This window comes from Rhodoblastus sp., assembly GCF_052145335.1.
In the GTDB taxonomy this organism is placed as follows: Bacteria; Pseudomonadota; Alphaproteobacteria; order Rhizobiales; family Beijerinckiaceae; genus Rhodoblastus.
In genome coordinates this window covers 20,717-35,519 of the sequence record NZ_JBKQOU010000095.1, presented here as the reverse complement: position 1 = coordinate 35,519, position 14,803 = coordinate 20,717, and the positions used below count along the sequence as shown (strand labels likewise).

General features: G+C 62.3%; 14 protein-coding genes and 1 pseudogene. 8 read left to right on the top strand and 7 right to left on the bottom strand.

The annotated features are described in order from the left end of the window. The first annotated feature begins 5 nt into the window (after window positions 1-5). On the top strand, window positions 6-101 hold the full coding sequence (locus ACLP2E_RS07390) for a PEP-CTERM sorting domain-containing protein (RefSeq protein WP_442465533.1): 96 nt from the start codon (window positions 6-8) through the stop codon (window positions 99-101). 108 nt (window positions 102-209) lie between these two features. After that, on the top strand, window positions 210-1,070 hold the full coding sequence (locus tag ACLP2E_RS07385; RefSeq protein ID WP_442465532.1) for a sterol desaturase family protein: 861 nt from the start codon (window positions 210-212) through the stop codon (window positions 1,068-1,070). Between the two features lie 3 nt (window positions 1,071-1,073). On the opposite strand, the gene ACLP2E_RS07380 is transcribed toward ACLP2E_RS07385, so the two are convergent. Next, the gene (locus tag ACLP2E_RS07380) at window positions 1,074-1,856 is read right to left on the bottom strand and encodes a sulfite exporter TauE/SafE family protein (RefSeq protein WP_442460838.1); all 783 of its coding nucleotides are present in this window, start codon (window positions 1,854-1,856) and stop codon (window positions 1,074-1,076) included. A 312-nt stretch (window positions 1,857-2,168) separates the two neighbouring features. Here ACLP2E_RS07380 and ACLP2E_RS07375 point away from each other — a divergent pair, with 312 nt between their 5' ends. Then, complete coding sequence (locus tag ACLP2E_RS07375; RefSeq protein WP_442465531.1) at window positions 2,169-4,241, top strand: elongation factor G; 2,073 nt, start codon at window positions 2,169-2,171, stop codon at window positions 4,239-4,241. 93 nt (window positions 4,242-4,334) lie between these two features. On the opposite strand, the gene ACLP2E_RS07370 is transcribed toward ACLP2E_RS07375, so the two are convergent. The 4 genes from ACLP2E_RS07370 to ACLP2E_RS07355 all read right to left on the bottom strand — a co-directional run bounded on the left by ACLP2E_RS07370 (window position 4,335) and on the right by ACLP2E_RS07355 (window position 9,646). Next, window positions 4,335-4,571: an FmdB family zinc ribbon protein gene (locus ACLP2E_RS07370; RefSeq protein ID WP_442465530.1), complete on the bottom strand. Its 237-nt coding sequence runs from the start codon at window positions 4,569-4,571 to the stop codon at window positions 4,335-4,337. Window positions 4,572-4,635: 64 nt separating this feature from the next. Continuing rightward, entirely contained in the window at window positions 4,636-5,760 is a 1,125-nt protein-coding gene (locus tag ACLP2E_RS07365; RefSeq protein WP_442465529.1) for an ABC transporter permease, read from the bottom strand. Next, window positions 5,760-8,534 (bottom strand): ribosome-associated ATPase/putative transporter RbbA, encoded by a 2,775-nt coding sequence (gene rbbA, locus ACLP2E_RS07360; protein ID WP_442465528.1) that lies wholly within the window; start codon window positions 8,532-8,534, stop codon window positions 5,760-5,762. Before rbbA ends, ACLP2E_RS07365 begins: the two co-directional genes overlap by 1 nt. Then, window positions 8,531-9,646 (bottom strand): HlyD family secretion protein, encoded by a 1,116-nt coding sequence (locus ACLP2E_RS07355; RefSeq protein ID WP_442460843.1) that lies wholly within the window; start codon window positions 9,644-9,646, stop codon window positions 8,531-8,533. Before ACLP2E_RS07355 ends, rbbA begins: the two co-directional genes overlap by 4 nt. 212 nt (window positions 9,647-9,858) lie before the next feature. Between ACLP2E_RS07355 and ACLP2E_RS07350 the strand changes: the two genes are divergently transcribed. Next, window positions 9,859-10,803, top strand: coding sequence for a glutaminase (locus ACLP2E_RS07350; protein ID WP_442465527.1), 945 nt, complete (start codon window positions 9,859-9,861; stop codon window positions 10,801-10,803). A gap of 16 nt (window positions 10,804-10,819) precedes the next feature. On the opposite strand, the gene ACLP2E_RS07345 is transcribed toward ACLP2E_RS07350, so the two are convergent. Next, window positions 10,820-11,113, bottom strand: coding sequence for a hypothetical protein (locus ACLP2E_RS07345; RefSeq protein ID WP_442465526.1), 294 nt, complete (start codon window positions 11,111-11,113; stop codon window positions 10,820-10,822). 93 nt (window positions 11,114-11,206) lie between these two features. Here ACLP2E_RS07345 and ACLP2E_RS07340 point away from each other — a divergent pair, with 93 nt between their 5' ends. From ACLP2E_RS07340 to ACLP2E_RS07325, 4 genes are all read left to right on the top strand, one after another. Next, window positions 11,207-11,455 (top strand): hypothetical protein, encoded by a 249-nt coding sequence (locus ACLP2E_RS07340; RefSeq protein ID WP_442465525.1) that lies wholly within the window; start codon window positions 11,207-11,209, stop codon window positions 11,453-11,455. After that, the gene (locus tag ACLP2E_RS07335) at window positions 11,452-11,670 is read left to right on the top strand and encodes an AbrB family transcriptional regulator (protein WP_442460847.1); all 219 of its coding nucleotides are present in this window, start codon (window positions 11,452-11,454) and stop codon (window positions 11,668-11,670) included. The genes ACLP2E_RS07340 and ACLP2E_RS07335 overlap by 4 nt, the downstream gene beginning before the upstream one ends. A 249-nt stretch (window positions 11,671-11,919) precedes the next feature. Further along, entirely contained in the window at window positions 11,920-13,341 is a 1,422-nt protein-coding gene (hpnJ, locus tag ACLP2E_RS07330) for a hopanoid biosynthesis associated radical SAM protein HpnJ (protein WP_442460848.1), read from the top strand. A gap of 53 nt (window positions 13,342-13,394) precedes the next feature. Then, a complete protein-coding gene (locus ACLP2E_RS07325) occupies window positions 13,395-13,952 on the top strand; it encodes an invasion associated locus B family protein (protein ID WP_442460849.1) in 558 nt (185 codons plus the stop codon). A 51-nt stretch (window positions 13,953-14,003) separates the two neighbouring features. On the opposite strand, the pseudogene ACLP2E_RS07320 reads toward ACLP2E_RS07325, so the two are convergent. Continuing rightward, a pseudogene (locus tag ACLP2E_RS07320) lies at window positions 14,004-14,419 on the bottom strand (DUF1236 domain-containing protein). Window positions 14,420-14,803: the final 384 nt, after the last annotated feature.

Here is a 14,803-nt window from a genome sequence, read left to right as displayed (position 1 = left end):
CCGGCGTGCCGGAACTGTCGACCTGGGCCCTGATGCTCATGGGCTTCGCCGGCCTCGGCTTCGCGGGTCATCGCCGCGCCAAGAACCGCGCCGTGGCCTGATTGTTACAAGCGTGAGATAACGACGGGCGGGAGCAATCCCGCCCGTTTGCATTTTTGTTGTCAATAAAGGCGCGAAAGCCCCTTCGCCAATCTATTAAGGACAAGTCGATGGAATCGCTGGCGTCGCATCCGCAAGTCGTTCGCCTTCTGATGGAAGGCGCGCGAAGCTGCATCTGGCTGGCGATCATGTTCGCGGTCTTCGCGCCGCTGGAACATTTCTTCGCGGTCCGGCCGGTCAAGCTTTTCTACAAGGGCTGGTCAACCAACCTCGGCTGGTATTTTATCAACAGCCTTGTGCCGATCTTCCTTCTGGGCCCCATCTCGGCGCTGATCGCCCTGACCATCCACACGATCCTGCCGGGCAGCGTCACCGGCGCGGCGGCGGGCCTGCCGCTCTGGGCGCGCATGGTCGGAGCCATGGTGGTCGGCGAAATCGGCTTCTATTGGGGCCACCGCTGGAGCCATGAAATCCCGCTGCTGTGGCGCTTCCACGCCGTCCACCACAGCGCCGAAACCATCAGTTTTCTGGTCAATACGCGGGCGCACCCCGTCGATCTGGTTTTTTCCCGGCTGTGCGGCCTGACGCTTTTATACGCCACTGGCTTCGCCGCGCCGGTCGGCGACCATCCGAGCCTCGTGCCCGCTCTGGTGCTGTTCGCCGGCTCGATGTGGAGTTATTTCATCCACGCCAACCTGCGCTGGCGCCTAGGGCCCTTCGAGGAAGTGCTCTCCAGTCCGGCCTTTCATCATTGGCACCACACTTACGAGGACCACAAGGACCACAATTATGCGACGATGCTGCCGGTGATGGACCGAATATTCGGCACTTTCTATCTGCCGAAACAATGGCCTGCCGAATATGGCACGGCGACGCCCATGCCGCGCGATGTGATCGGGCAAATGGTGGAGCCGTTCTTGCCGAGCCTCACCACCTCCGACGCCAAGACGGGAATTTCCAGCTCGACCTGAAACTTACAACGCCAACCGGCCGCCGGCGAGCGCGAGGGCGCCGGCGAGCAAGGTTCGCAGCACCCGGTCGGGCACGCGACTGGCGAAATGGCTGGCGATGGCGACGCCGGGGATCGAGCCAACCAGCAGCGAGAGCAGCATGGGCCAATCCACGGAGCCCATCGCCCAGTGACCCGCCCCTGCAATCAGCGTCAGCGGAACGGCATGGGCGATGTCGGAGGCGACAATGCGCAGGGTCGGCATTTTGGGATAGAGCATCAACAGGAAGGTCACGCCCAAAGCCCCTGCCCCAACCGAGGAAATGGTTACAAGCACGCCGAGCCCCACGCCCAACACGACGGTCAGAAGCGCAATCTGCTCGTCGCTGCGCCCCTCGAAAAAAGGCGCAAATTTTTTCACCAGGTAGGGACGAAACACCAAAGCGACGGCCGTCATCAGCAGCGATACGCCCAAGGTCGTGGTGATCACCCCATTGGTCTGGCCGGATTGCGCGCCGAAATATGACAGCGCCAGCAAGGTGAGCAGAGCGGCGGGCGCGCTGCCAGCGAACAGGCGGCGCGTCACCCGCCAATCGACTGAGCCATGCAGGCTATGGACGGTGGTTCCGCTGATCTTGGTGATGCCTGCGTAAAGCAGGTCCGTGCCGACCGCTGTGGCCGGATGGATGCCAAACAACAGGACCAGCAGCGGCGTCATCAGCGAACCGCCGCCGACGCCGGTCAGCCCCACCAATGCGCCGACCACGAAGCCGGAGACCGCGTAGGGAAAATGTATTAGTTGAATCAAGTGCATAGACACGGCCTTCACGCCAAAATCGTCGGTTTCCCGCAGTAGTTCCGAGAGGCCAAGGGAATTTTACAGCCGGAAGCCAGCTGCCGCAACCGGCCCGGGTCTCCCACCGCGCCGCCCTAGCGACATCGGCACTGAATATGTATTTTCTACGGATTTTGTAAACTAATATTTTCACCGCAGCCTCTTTGCGCCCAGCGACGATCCGCCGCGCCAAAAACATTGGCAATTCCCCGGCAGCGTGAAATATTTACGACAGAGACCGCGCCGGTGAGGCGGATAAAACGGAAAACCATAAGGAAAACAGCGATGAGCGAGACTCAGAACGGCGAAAGACGGGTGAGCGGGCCACGGCTGACTGCCCTGGTCGGCCCGTTTCAGAGCGGCAAAACCACTTTGCTCGAATGTATCCTGACCCGCGCCGGCGCCCTGTCGCGCCAGGGATCGGTGCGCGACGGCACGTCGGTCGGCGATTCCAGCGCCGAGGCGCGCGCCCATGCCGCCAGCGTCGAGGCCAATATCGCTTCGGTCGACTATCTCGGCGACCGCTTCACCTTCATTGACTGCCCCGGTTCGGTCGAATTCCTGCACGAGGCGCGCAACGTCCTGCCGCTATGCGATGCGGCGATCGTGGTCTGCGAGACTGACGAGCGCAAATTGCCGGCCCTGCGCATGATTCTGCGCGAACTCGAAGACCTCGGCGTGCCGCGCATCCTGTTCCTCAACAAAATCGACACTGCCACGGCGCGCATCCGCGAATCCCTCGCCATGCTGCAGCCGGCGTCGCGCACGCCCTTGCTGCTGCGCCAGATTCCGATCTGGCAGAACGGCATAGCCACCGGCTTTATAGATCTGGCGCTGGAGCGCGCCTTCGTCTATCGCGAACACGCCCCCTCCGTGGTGGTGGATGTCCCCGCCGGGGAAATTCCAACGGAAAAAGAAGCACGCTACACCATGCTGGAGCGGCTTGCGGATTACGACGATTCCTTGATGGAGGAATTGATCTCCGACATCGAGCCGCCGCGCGACCAGATTTTCGACGATTTGACCCAGGACCTGCGCCAGGGCCTGGTCGCGCCGGTGCTCATCGGCTCGGCGGAAGCCGGCCATGGGGTGACCCGGCTATTGAAGGCCCTTCGCCATGAAGCGCCCGGCATCGCCGAGGTGCGCACCCGCCTCGGCGTCGCCGATTCCGGCGCGCCGCTCGCCCATGCAATCAAGACCATCCACACTGCCCATGGCGGCAAGCTGACTTTCGCCCGCGTTTTGCGCGGCTCGTTCAACGACGGCGGCCTCGTCAGGAGCGCCAGCGGCGACGATCGCATTTCCGGCCTTTCGCGACTGACCGGTCTCTCCGGCTCGAAACAAGCCAAAGTCGAGGAAGGCGATGCCGTTGCTTTCGGCCGCCTTGACCATGTCGCCACCGGCGAGACCTTCGGCGACGCCAAGAATGGCGTCCCGGCCCCCGCCGTGGCGCCCGTGCCGCCGCCACAGCCGGCCCATGCCCTGGCGCTGGCCGTCAAGGACCGCAAGGACGAGGTGAGGCTTGCCACCGCCCTGGCCAAGCTGATCGAGGAAGACCCGTCGCTGGCCTTCGTCCATGACCAGGAGGCCGCTGAACTCAAACTGTTCGGCCAGGGCGAAATGCATCTGCGCGTCGCCCTCGAGCGGCTTGCCGCGCGGTTCGGCGTCAATGTCGAAACCCAGAAGCCGGGCGTTGGCTACCGCGAAACCATCCGCCACGCGGTTTCCACGCGGGGGCGTCACAAGAAACAGTCAGGCGGCCATGGCCAGTTCGGCGACGTGGCGCTGGATGTCGGGCCGCTGCCCCGCGGCGAAGGCTTCGCCTTCAACGAGACCGTGCATGGCGGCTCCGTGCCCAGGAACTTTTTTTCCGCCATCGAGGAAGGCTGCCGCGACGCCCTGGTGAGCGGGCCGCTCGGTTTTCCGGTGGTCGATGTCGCCGCCACCCTGACCGACGGCTCCTATCATTCGGTCGATTCCTCCGACATGGCTTTCCGCACCGCAGCGCGGATCGGCATGTCCGAAGCTCTGGCCAAGGCCAATCCGGTGCTGCTGGAGCCGATTTACGCGGTGGAGCTGACGGCGCCAAGCGAGGCTTTGTCGCGCATCACCGCGATCGTGTCGGCCCGCCGGGGGCAGATCCTGGGCTATGATGCGCGCCCCGGCTGGGAAGGTTGGGACGTGCTCAACGCCTTGATGCCGGAAGCCGAAATGGGGGGCCTGATCGTGGAACTCCGCTCGGCGACGGCGGGCGTCGGCTCCTTCACCGCGAAATTCGACCATCTGGCCGAAATCGTCGGCAAGCCGGCGGAAGCGATCATCGCCCACCACAATGGCGCCAAAGCGCTGGCGCATTGAGTGATGTTTTAGAAACAACCATCTGAAATCGCGGCGAAAATCATATAGATCATTTTCGCCGCCGTCAAAGTCCAACGCCGCCTCTCCGCGGGCCTATTTCTTGAACGAATTGCGCTCTTTAGCGCTGAAATTGCTGGTATCGCCTTCGCGCGCCGCGCGGGCGCGCCAGCTCTTGCGGACAGCATCGGATTTCAGCTCCGGAGCCACAAAGGACAACAGGCGCTCCATTTTTTCGCTGCCGCAGGACGGACAGACCGCGACATCGGTGAATCCCATCAGCAATTCCGAGTCCCTGTCGCATTCGGCGCAATGAAAGCTGTAAAGCGGCATTATCGTCTTCCCTGAAAACAAAACCTTCGGCGCCCAATTTTCAAGCAGGAATCGGGCCAATAAGCTAAACCGACTGCGTGGAAGAGGCGCGAAAACGCCATAGCGCCGCCGCCAGGAAGACGCCGCCAATAAGGCCCACAGCCAAAAATCTCGGCCAGACTATATCGAAGCCGGCGCCGCGATAAAGGATCGCCTGGGCGATGGCGACAAAGTGAGTCGAGGGCGAAAGCTGCATCACATTGCGCAAAAACGGCGGCATGCTCTCCAGCGGGGTATTGGCGCCCGACAGCAGGTTCAGCGGCACCGCCACCAAGAGATAGAGCAGGCCCAGCTGCGGCATGGTCTTGGCGATGGTGGCGAGAAAAACCCCCACCGATGTGGCGAAAAACAGGTAAAGCAGCGCGCCGCACATGAACAAGGGGATCGAGCCCTCGATGGGGACATGCAAGAGCCGCTGAACCACGAAAACCAGCGACAGGCCGACCGCGCCCGCGATCACCAGGCTGTTCGCCCAGATTTTCGCCATGGCGATTTCGAACGGCGTCACCGGCATGACCAGCAGATGTTCGACCGTGCCATGTTCGCGCTCGCGCACCACCGCCGCGCCGGCGAGGATGATCGCCAGCATGTTGACGGAGCCGATAATGCCCATCACGCTGGAAAACCAGGAGGTGACGACATTGGGGTTGAAGGCGATGCGCACCGTCTGGCCGATCGGCGCTGGCGGCGGGTTATCCTGCCGGGTGAGGTATTTGGCGATCTCATCGGTGAGAATCTGCTGGGCGTAGCCCGAACCTATGCCTGCCTGCACCATTGCGGTGGCGTCGACGTTGAATTGCAGGGTCGGCTTGCGTCCGGCGACGAGGTCGCGCTGGAAATTGGGCGGAATGTCGAGCACGAACGTGTAGGCGCCGACATTCATCAGCCGATCTATGTCTTTTTCTGCAACCGGCACGGCAGGCAGGAAATAGGGCGGCAGGAAGGCGCGGGCCAGCCGGACGGAAATTTCCGAATGATCCTCGTCGACAACGGCGATCGAGGCGTTGTGCACTTCCTGCGAATTGCTCTGCGCCTGGGCGATCACCGCCAAAGTGAAGGAATAGACCACCAGCCCGAGCAGCACCCAGTCGCGGAAAAAACTGCGCAACTCCTTGACGCCGAGCCAGAATATATTGGAGAGCGTCTGCATCACTTCTCCTGTTTGCGCAAAAGCAGCAGGCTGAGCAGCGTCAGAGCCGGAATGAACAGCGCAAGCTTCGCCAGATGCGGCCACAGATCGGCGAAGTTCAAGCCCTTGGTGAAGGCGCCGACGCTGATCGGCAGATAATAGGTCATCGGGAATAACTGCCCCATCACCCTGCCCATGCCCGTGACGGACGAGGCCGGCGTACTCATGCCGGAAAACATGCTGGCTGGCAGGATCGTCAAAATGGCCGTGCCGAACAGGGCTGCGATCTGGGTGCGGGTAAAGGCCGAAACCACCATGCCATAGCCGGTGGTCGCCGCGACATAGACGATGGACCCGAACGCCAGGATGGCGAAGCCGCCCTTGAGCGGCACTTTGAAAACATAGATCGCCATCAGGAACATTATGACGAAATCCACCATCGCCAGCGCGATATAGGGGATCTGCTTGCCGAGCAGGAATTCGAGCCGCGTCACGGGGGTCACATAGAGATTGGTGATCGACCCGAGCTCCTTTTCGCGCACGATGGCGAGCGCCATCAGAATGGCGGGGATCAGCGCCAGTTGCAGGGCGATGGCGCCAGGAACCATGGCGTAGATGGAATCGAAATCCTGATTGTAGCGGAAACGCGTCTCGATATTGACCTGCTCCGCCGGCGGCGGCGGCGCATTCCCGCGGATCGCCGGATCGGCGAGAAATTGCTGATGGACTCCTTGCAGATAGCCGTGGATGGTTTCGGCGCGGAACGGCATGGCGCCGTCGATCCAAACCGAAACTTCGGTCTGGCGTCCCCTCTTGACGTCGCGGCCGAAGCCCGGCGGGATTTCGATGGTGGCGGCGACCGCGCCGCTTTTCAAGCGGTTGCGAAGGTCGGTCGCGTCGCGGATCGGCGGCTGCTCGATGAAATAGGCCGAGCCGCGCACTTCGCTCAGATAGGCGCGGCTGATGAAGGAATTGTCACGGTCGAGCGCCGCATAGGTCAGCGAATCCACGTCCGTGGTGATGCCGAAGCCCAGCACCAGCAGCAGCATCGCCGGACCGAACAGGGCATAACCCAGCCGGATCGGATCGCGCGAAAGCTCCAGAATCTCGCGGATCGTATAAGCCATCATGCGGCTGAAGCTGAACCACGGAGTTTTCTTCGGCGTCGCCTCCCCCGCGACGATAATTTCGCGGCTCGCGTCCCCTACCGCCGCGGCGCCCTGCCGTGACGAGACGGCTTCTTCGAGAAAGGAAATAAACGCGTCCTCCAGCGTTGCGGCGCCGCGCATAAGTGTGAGCTGTTGCGGAGTGCCGGTGGCGAGGATTTTCCCCGAGTCCATCAGCGAAATACGGTCGCAGCGCGCCGCCTCGTTCATGAAATGGGTCGAGATGAAAATGGTGACGCCCTGCAGGCGCGACAATTCGATCAGCAGCCGCCAGAATTCGTCGCGGGCGATCGGGTCGACGCCGGATGTCGGCTCGTCGAGGATCAGCAAGTCCGGGCTGTGCACCACCGCCACCGCCAACGCCAGCCGCTGCCTCATGCCCAGAGGCAGTTCGGAGGCCAGTGTGTGGACGAAGGGCTCCAAGCCGAACCGGTCGAGCAGGTCGGCGATGCGGGCCTTGGCTTTTTCGGGCGGCAGCTGGAAAAGCCTGGCGTGCAGTTCGAGATTCTGCGCCACGGTGAGTTCGGTATAGAGCGAAAAGCTCTGCGACATATAGCCGACGCGCCGGCGCGAATTCATGCCGCCGGCTTCCATGGTCTGGCCGAACAATTCGGCCCTACCCTCGCCAGCCGGCAGCAGGCCGGTGAGCATTTTCATCGTTGTGGTCTTGCCGCAGCCGTTGGAGCCGACGAAGCCGAAAATCTCGCCGCGCCCAATGTCGAGATCGACATGATCGACGGCGGTGAAATCACCGAAACGGCAGGTCAGTCCCCTCGCGGAAATCACCGGCGCGGCGCCGTCGGCGCGGCGCGGCGGGATTTCCAGTTTTTTCGCCCGCTTGCGCTCTTCTTCAGGCAAAACCGAAATGAAGGCTTCCTCGATGCTCGTCGCGCCGGTCTTTTGCTTGATTTCGGCGGGCGAGCCGGTCGCCAGCACTTTGCCCGCATTCATCGCGACGAGAAAATCGAAACGCTCCGCCTCTTCCATATAGGCGGTGGCGACAATCACGCTCATGGATCGTTCCCCACTGGCGCGAAAACGCATCCGGTCGACCAGTTCCCAGAACTGGCGGCGCGACAGCGGATCGACGCCGGTGGTCGGCTCGTCGAGAATCAACAGCTGAGGGTCGTGGATCAGCGCACAGCACAAGCCGAGTTTCTGCCGCATGCCGCCGGAAAGCTTTTGCGCCAGCCGATCGGCGAAAGGCGACAGGCCGGTGTCGCGCATCAGGTTTTGCGCCCGCTCCGCGCCCTCGGCGCGACTCTGGCCATAGAGCCTGGAGAAAAAACGGATGTTTTCCGCCACCGTGAGGTCGGGATAGAGATTTTTGCCCAGCCCCTGCGGCATATAGGCAATGCGCGGACAGACCGCGTCGCGCCAGCCAGCCTCGCCTATGTCGCCGCCGAGCACCTGGGCGCCGCCTTGCTGCAGCGCCTTGGCCCCCGCGATCAGGGCGAGCAGTGTGGATTTGCCAACGCCGTCCGGCCCGACCAGTCCGACCATCCGGCCGGCCGGAATGTCCAGAGTCACGCCGTCGAGCGCCGCCACCTTTCCATAGACATGGCGCAGATGCAGCAGGCGGACGGCGGGCGCCGCCAGCAAGGATAGCGCGCCCTCCGGGTTGTTCATTCCGCCGATCCTTGCAGCGTCGGCGTCCATGCGGCGTTGGGGTCGGTCTTGACATAGGCGACGCCCGGCAAGCCGCTGCGCACGGAATCGGCATGGGCCTGCGACCGCGCGGGATCGATGCGCACCCGCACGCGGAACATTAGCTTGTCGCGGTCGTTCTGGGTTTCCACCATTTTGGGTGTGAACTGCGCCTGATCGGCGAGAAACGTCACTTTGGCCGGGATCGGGTGGTCGGGATAGGCGTCGAGCAGGATCCGGGCGTCGGAGCCGATTTTGACCTTGTCGGCGTTCAGTGTCGGCATGTAGACGTCCATATAGACATAGGACGTGTCGAGCATGGTGAAGACCTTGCCACCAGCGGGCAAGACCTCGCCGACATTGGCGAGGCGATACTCCAGGCGTCCGTCATGCGGCGCCACCAGCGTATTATCGGCGATATTGACGCGGGTGAGTTCGGCGTCATGGAGCGCGGCGATCAAGGCCTTTTCCGCCTCGCTGACGCGATGCTCGGCGGCAGCCTGGGCGGCGTTGGCGCCGTCGAGCGCCTGGCGGCGCTGGTCATAGAGCTCGTGGGTGGCGAAGCCGGTCTTGAGCAGGTTTTGGGTGCGTTTCAATTCCTGCTGGGCGAGCAGCGCAGCGCTTCGGCTCTGGACGAGATTGGCCTGTGCTTCATCGATCAGCTTTCGCGCCTGGTCGACCTGGGCCTCCCCGCGCTCGAGGCTTTGCTGCAGATCGCGCGTATCCATCACCGCCACCACCTGGCCGGCGACCACCTTGTCGCCCTCGTCGGCGCGCAATTCGGCGATGCGACCGGCGAATTTGGTGTCAATGTCGATCGGATCGGCTTCCAGCCGACCATTGCCATAGACGATCCAAGCCGGAATGGCCGGCGCGCGATGCGCCTGCCAGTAAAGGAAGCCTGTCCCGCCGCCGATCAGGGCGAGGATGACGAGGCGGCGCGTCCACACCGACCTTCTGCCTTCCGGCTGATGTTCGACCACGGCCGGCAGCGGCTCAGTCCTGGCTAGCGTCGCTGGCAATTGCGTTTCCGGCGCGGGGGAAATCTTTTCCTGAATCCGTGCGGGGTGGCCGCCCTGTTCGGTCTCGCTCATCGCGTAACCTCTTGCTGTCATCTGGCGAAAGTCTAGCGTCGGCCGCGCATTATAACCTTGATCTGGCGCTATTGCGGCAGGACAGGAAATTTGCGCCGCCCTCGGATCTTGCCGCTGACGTCCTTATAGCAGAGACTGGCGCGCCGGCGGGAGATGGTGACTCGCGCGCGCCTTCGGATCGTCTTCTCCCGCGAGGGGCCAGGGCGCCAACGATGATATCAGGACTCCCCTTGCCCGATCTCCGAACCATCGTCAGCGAAATCGCCGAGGAAATGCGCGACCGCAAGGATCGCGGCGAAGTCGCGACCTACATTCCGGAACTGGCGCGCGTCGGTCTCGAAAATTTCGGCATTGCAGTGGTGGACGGCGACGGAACGATCGCCGAGGCCGGCGATTCCGACAAGCCCTTCTCGATCCAGAGCATATCGAAAGTCTTCACCCTCACCCTCGCGCTCGGCAAGGCCGGCGACCTGCTTTGGACGCGGGTCGGTCGCGAGCCCTCCGGCAATCCGTTCAACTCCATCGTCCAGCTCGAGCTGGAAAAAGGCGTGCCGCGCAATCCCTTCATCAACGCCGGCGCGCTCGCGGTCACCGATGCGCTGTTGTCATGCCACCCGCCTCGCGCCGCGCTCGGCGAAATCCTGAGTTTCATCCGCGCCGCCGCCGGGGACGAGTCGATCTTCATCGACGAGAACGTCGCCGAATCCGAAAAGCGGACCGGTTTTCGCAACGTCGCTCTGGCGAATTTCATGAAGAGTTTCGGCAAGCTGGAAAATCCGGCTGATCTCGTGCTCGGAACCTATTTCCACCATTGCTCCATCGCCATGTCCTGCCGGCAGATCGCCATGGCCGGGCGCTATCTCGCCCATTCCGGTCGCAATCCCGAAACAGGCTTCAACGTCGTCTCGGCGCGACGGGCGCGCCGCATCAACGCCTTGATGCTCACTTGCGGCCATTACGACGGCTCAGGCGAATTCGCCTACCGCGTCGGCCTGCCGGGCAAGAGCGGCGTCGGCGGCGGCATTTTTGCGGTGGCGCCGGGTAGGGCTTCGATCGCCGTCTGGTCACCCGGCCTCGACGCCGCCGGAAATTCGCGGTTGGGTCGGATGGCGCTGGAAAAGCTGGCGCAGCGCATGAAATGGTCGATTTTCGGCTGAAGGACGCCGCCAATAATCAGGTCTGGTTGTTGTCGGGCGCGACGCATTCCGCGCCCCGCAGCGTCCAGTCGACATGCTCGTATCTGTGCTGCTTGTTGATCCAGTCCTGCGCCACCTGCATCGACTGAAACATGCAAAGGCCGGTCGTTTCGTCCGGCAAAATATCTTCGAACCTGCACTTCGACTGATCGGCCGACAGGCAGACTTTCGCTCGGACCTTGCAGTGGAAATCGCATTTGGCCGTTGGTTCGGCGAACGAGATTGGCAGCTTGGCCAGCATTGTTACGGCGATCAAAGCGTGAAGGGCCATTTCAATAGCTCCGTGCGGGAGAAAAAACAGGAACACTCCCAAGGGCTAACGCGGAGAAGGCGGAATTAGGTCCCGGCGCCGCACGACGGGCCTGTGCGGTCGAGTTCAAAGATTGGCTTTCTGCTCGTCCGGCGGATTGTCGGACGGCCGCCAGCAGAGTCGCCGCATTCGTCGCGCAACACGCCGCCTTCAATGGCGGCGGACTGGGCCGAATCGATCGAAGGGCTGGCGGCGCCGGGCGACATTCGTCAAGCCCGCGCAAAAATGCCGGCGCGCCTGTTCCTCCTCGCCCAGGCCGTGCTCGGCGGCTGCTTGGACATTTCGCCCATGTCGACGCCGTGACCGCCTACCTCGCCACCAGCCCCGGCGGACTCGACGCCGTGGCGATCATCGCCGCCTCGACCAAACTCGACATGCCCTTCATCATGGCCCTGCAAACCGCGCGAATCGTTCTGGTGATAGCGATCGGGCCGTATTTGGCGCGCAAATTCGCCGGTTGGTCGTCCAAAGCGTTTTCAAGCGAAGTGGCCTCCGGTTCGCGTGAAGAAAACGCGTAAAAACAAAAAGCAGAGCCCCGATCCGATTCAATCGCAAAAGGCCCTGGCCGGGCGCCGAAGTTGAATGAGCCCCCCACCTTGTGCTTAATGCGCGGATTCGCCGCCCGATCGGTCGGCGATCACAGAATGGCCGCGTTTGTTGGGCTTTGTGACCAAAGTTTGCGGAATGCTATGCCAAGCTTACGCGAGGGACCTCCGAATGCGACAACTTCGCGGTCGGATTGAAAAGAATTATTGGAGCGGGATTTGATGCGTACGCTGTTTCTTCAAGCGCCTTCCTTTGACGGTTTCGACGGGGGCGCGGGCTCGCGCTATCAGGCCCGGCGCGAAATAGCCTCTTTCTGGTATCCTACCTGGCTGGCCCAGCCCGCCGCCCTGGTCGAAAACTCCAAGCTGATCGACGCGCCGCCGCATAAGATCAAGCTCGCGGAAGTCGTGGCGCAGGCCAAGGATTTCGATCTCGTCGTGTTGCACACTTCCGTTCCCTCCTTCGCCTCCGACGTGAAATGCGTCCAGGCGCTGAAGGACGCCAATCCGTCGCTGAAGGCCGGCCTGATCGGGGCCAAGGTGGCGGTGGACGCCGACGGCAGCCTGAAGGCTGCGCCGGTGGTGGACTTCGTCGCCCGCAACGAATTCGACTTCACCATCAAGGACGTGGCCGACGGCAGGGACTGGAAGGACATTCTCGGGCTTTCCTACCGCGACGCCAACGGCGCGATCCAGCACAATGCCGATCGGCCGATACTGCAGGACATGGATTCCCTGCCCTTCGTGACGCCGGTCTACAAGCGCGATCTTCAGATCGAAAAATATTTCATCGGCTATCTCAAGCACCCGTACCTGTCGATCTACACGGGGCGCGGCTGCAAGTCGCGCTGCACCTTCTGCCTGTGGCCGCAAACGGTTGGCGGCCATCGCTACCGCACCCGCAGCGTCGGCCATGTCATCGAGGAAATCGCCTGGGCGCAAAAGGCCTTCCCGCAGGTGAAGGAGTTTTTCTTCGACGACGACACGTTTACAGACGACCTGCCCCGCGCGGAGGCCATTGCCAGGGAACTCGGCAAGCTGGGGATCACCTGGTCGTGCAACGCCAAGGCCAATGTGCCTCGCCAATCGCTGAAAGTGATGCGCGACAACGGCTTGCGCCTGCTGCTGGTCGGCTATGAATCCGGCAACCAGCAGATCCTGCACAATATCAAGAAGGGCATGCTCATCGAAGTCGCCAAGCGCTTCGCCAAGGATTGCCGCGAACTGGGCATCGCCATTCACGGCACTTTCGTCATGGGCCTGCCCGGAGAAACGCGAGAAACCATCAAGGAAACGATCGCCTTCGCCAAGGAGGTCAATCCGCACACCATGCAGGTGTCGCTGGCCGCGCCCTATCCCGGCACCGTGCTCTACGATCAGGCTATCAAGAACGGCTGGCTCGACAAGGACCACGCGGAACTGGTCGACGAGAACGGCGTGCAGATCGCGCCCCTGCACTATCCCGACCTCAGCCATAAGGAAATCTTCGACTCCGTCGAGACTTTTTATCGGCAGTTCTATTTCCGCCCCAGCAAGATCGGTTCGATTGTCGGCGAAATGGCGCGCGACCGCGACATGCTGAAGCGCCGCCTGCGCGAGGGCGTCGAATTCTTCCAGTTCCTGCGCGAACGCAAACAGGCCTGAGCTTGGACCGCACCAAAGCACGGGCGCTGAAAAAATTCGATCAGGAGACCGCAATGACCCGCCGCTTCACCGCCGCCGCGCTTTTCGCGGCGATTGTCGTCTTCCCGACCCTGGCGCCGGCGGCGGAACTGAAGGCGGTCGAGCCTCCGGTCAGCGCCGAGCCCCGGACCACGACGGCGAGCTATGGCGACTGGATCCTGCGCTGCCAGCGGGTCGGCGAAACCGAGAAGGCGGTGCGAATCTGCGAACTCGTCCTGACCATCCAGGCTGGCCCGCAGCCGTCGCCGATCGCCGAACTCGCGATGGGCCGCTTGTCCAAGAGCGATCCCTATCGCGTCACCGCGCATCTGCCGACCAATATTGCGCTGCCGAGCACGGTCAAGTTCTCGCTAGGCGCAAAGGATCCGCGCACCCAGGAACTGGCTTGGCGCAGCTGCGCCCCAGTCGGCTGTTTCGCCGACGCGCAGTTGAGCGAAGCACAGTGGAAAAGCCTGTACGCCCAGGCTGAGCCAGGCTCGCTGGAATATGTCGATTCGGTCGGACGCCCGGTAAAGCTGCCGGTATCGTTCCGCGGCCTGCCTCAGGCTATGGACGCTCTGGCCAAGGAATAATAAAAAGCGCCCGCCGGCGTCCCGGCGGGCGCACCCGCTTGTACGGCAAGCTTATTCGATCACTTGCACGATCCGGTGGGTATGTGGATCGACAAGCACCGGCTCGTCGTCAACCACGGTGTAGCGATAAGGGGTCGGCCCGAATTCGCGCGGCACCGGATAATATTCCACATCGCTCTCAGGCAGGACCGCGCCGACCCGCACCGGCTCGTCCAGGCGATAAGAGCGGACATGCTCGCGCCGCACATACTCATGGAAGCGCGGACGCTGGTCCACGCCCAGCAGGCCGCCGACCGCCCCGGTTGCTGCGCCTACGGCGCCGCCGACAACGGCGCCGACCGGGCCCGCATCGCGCCCCCCTCGTCGGCGCCCTGCGCGGCGCCACGTTCAATACCCTGGGCATAGGCGCCGACCGGCGCCAATGCGATCGCCGCCAAAGCGGCAAAACCGATAATCCTGTTTTTCATAATGCGCCCTCTCCATTGATTGGCTCGGCCGTCGCCGGACGGGAATGTCCAATCGGCCGCCACGGAGAGGCTAAAACGCACGCTGATTTTCATTGTTCCAATGTATTTTTGCTATTAACGACGTATAAGCTTAGGCGCTACAACTTTAGCAAACAATTGTCTAAGGACTAATAGCGTAGCTTATCTAAGGACTAACAGCGTAGCTTATGCATGCAATCTTATTATTAACTATATACCTAGTTACTCATCATGTTGCATGCCTAAAATCAGCTCCGACATGCGCGACATACGCTGCATCAATACGTTTGTTCAAACATCACCTCCAACGCACCAGCGCCACCAAGCAAAACAAAGGCCGCCCTTTAGGGCGGCCTTCAATCGTTG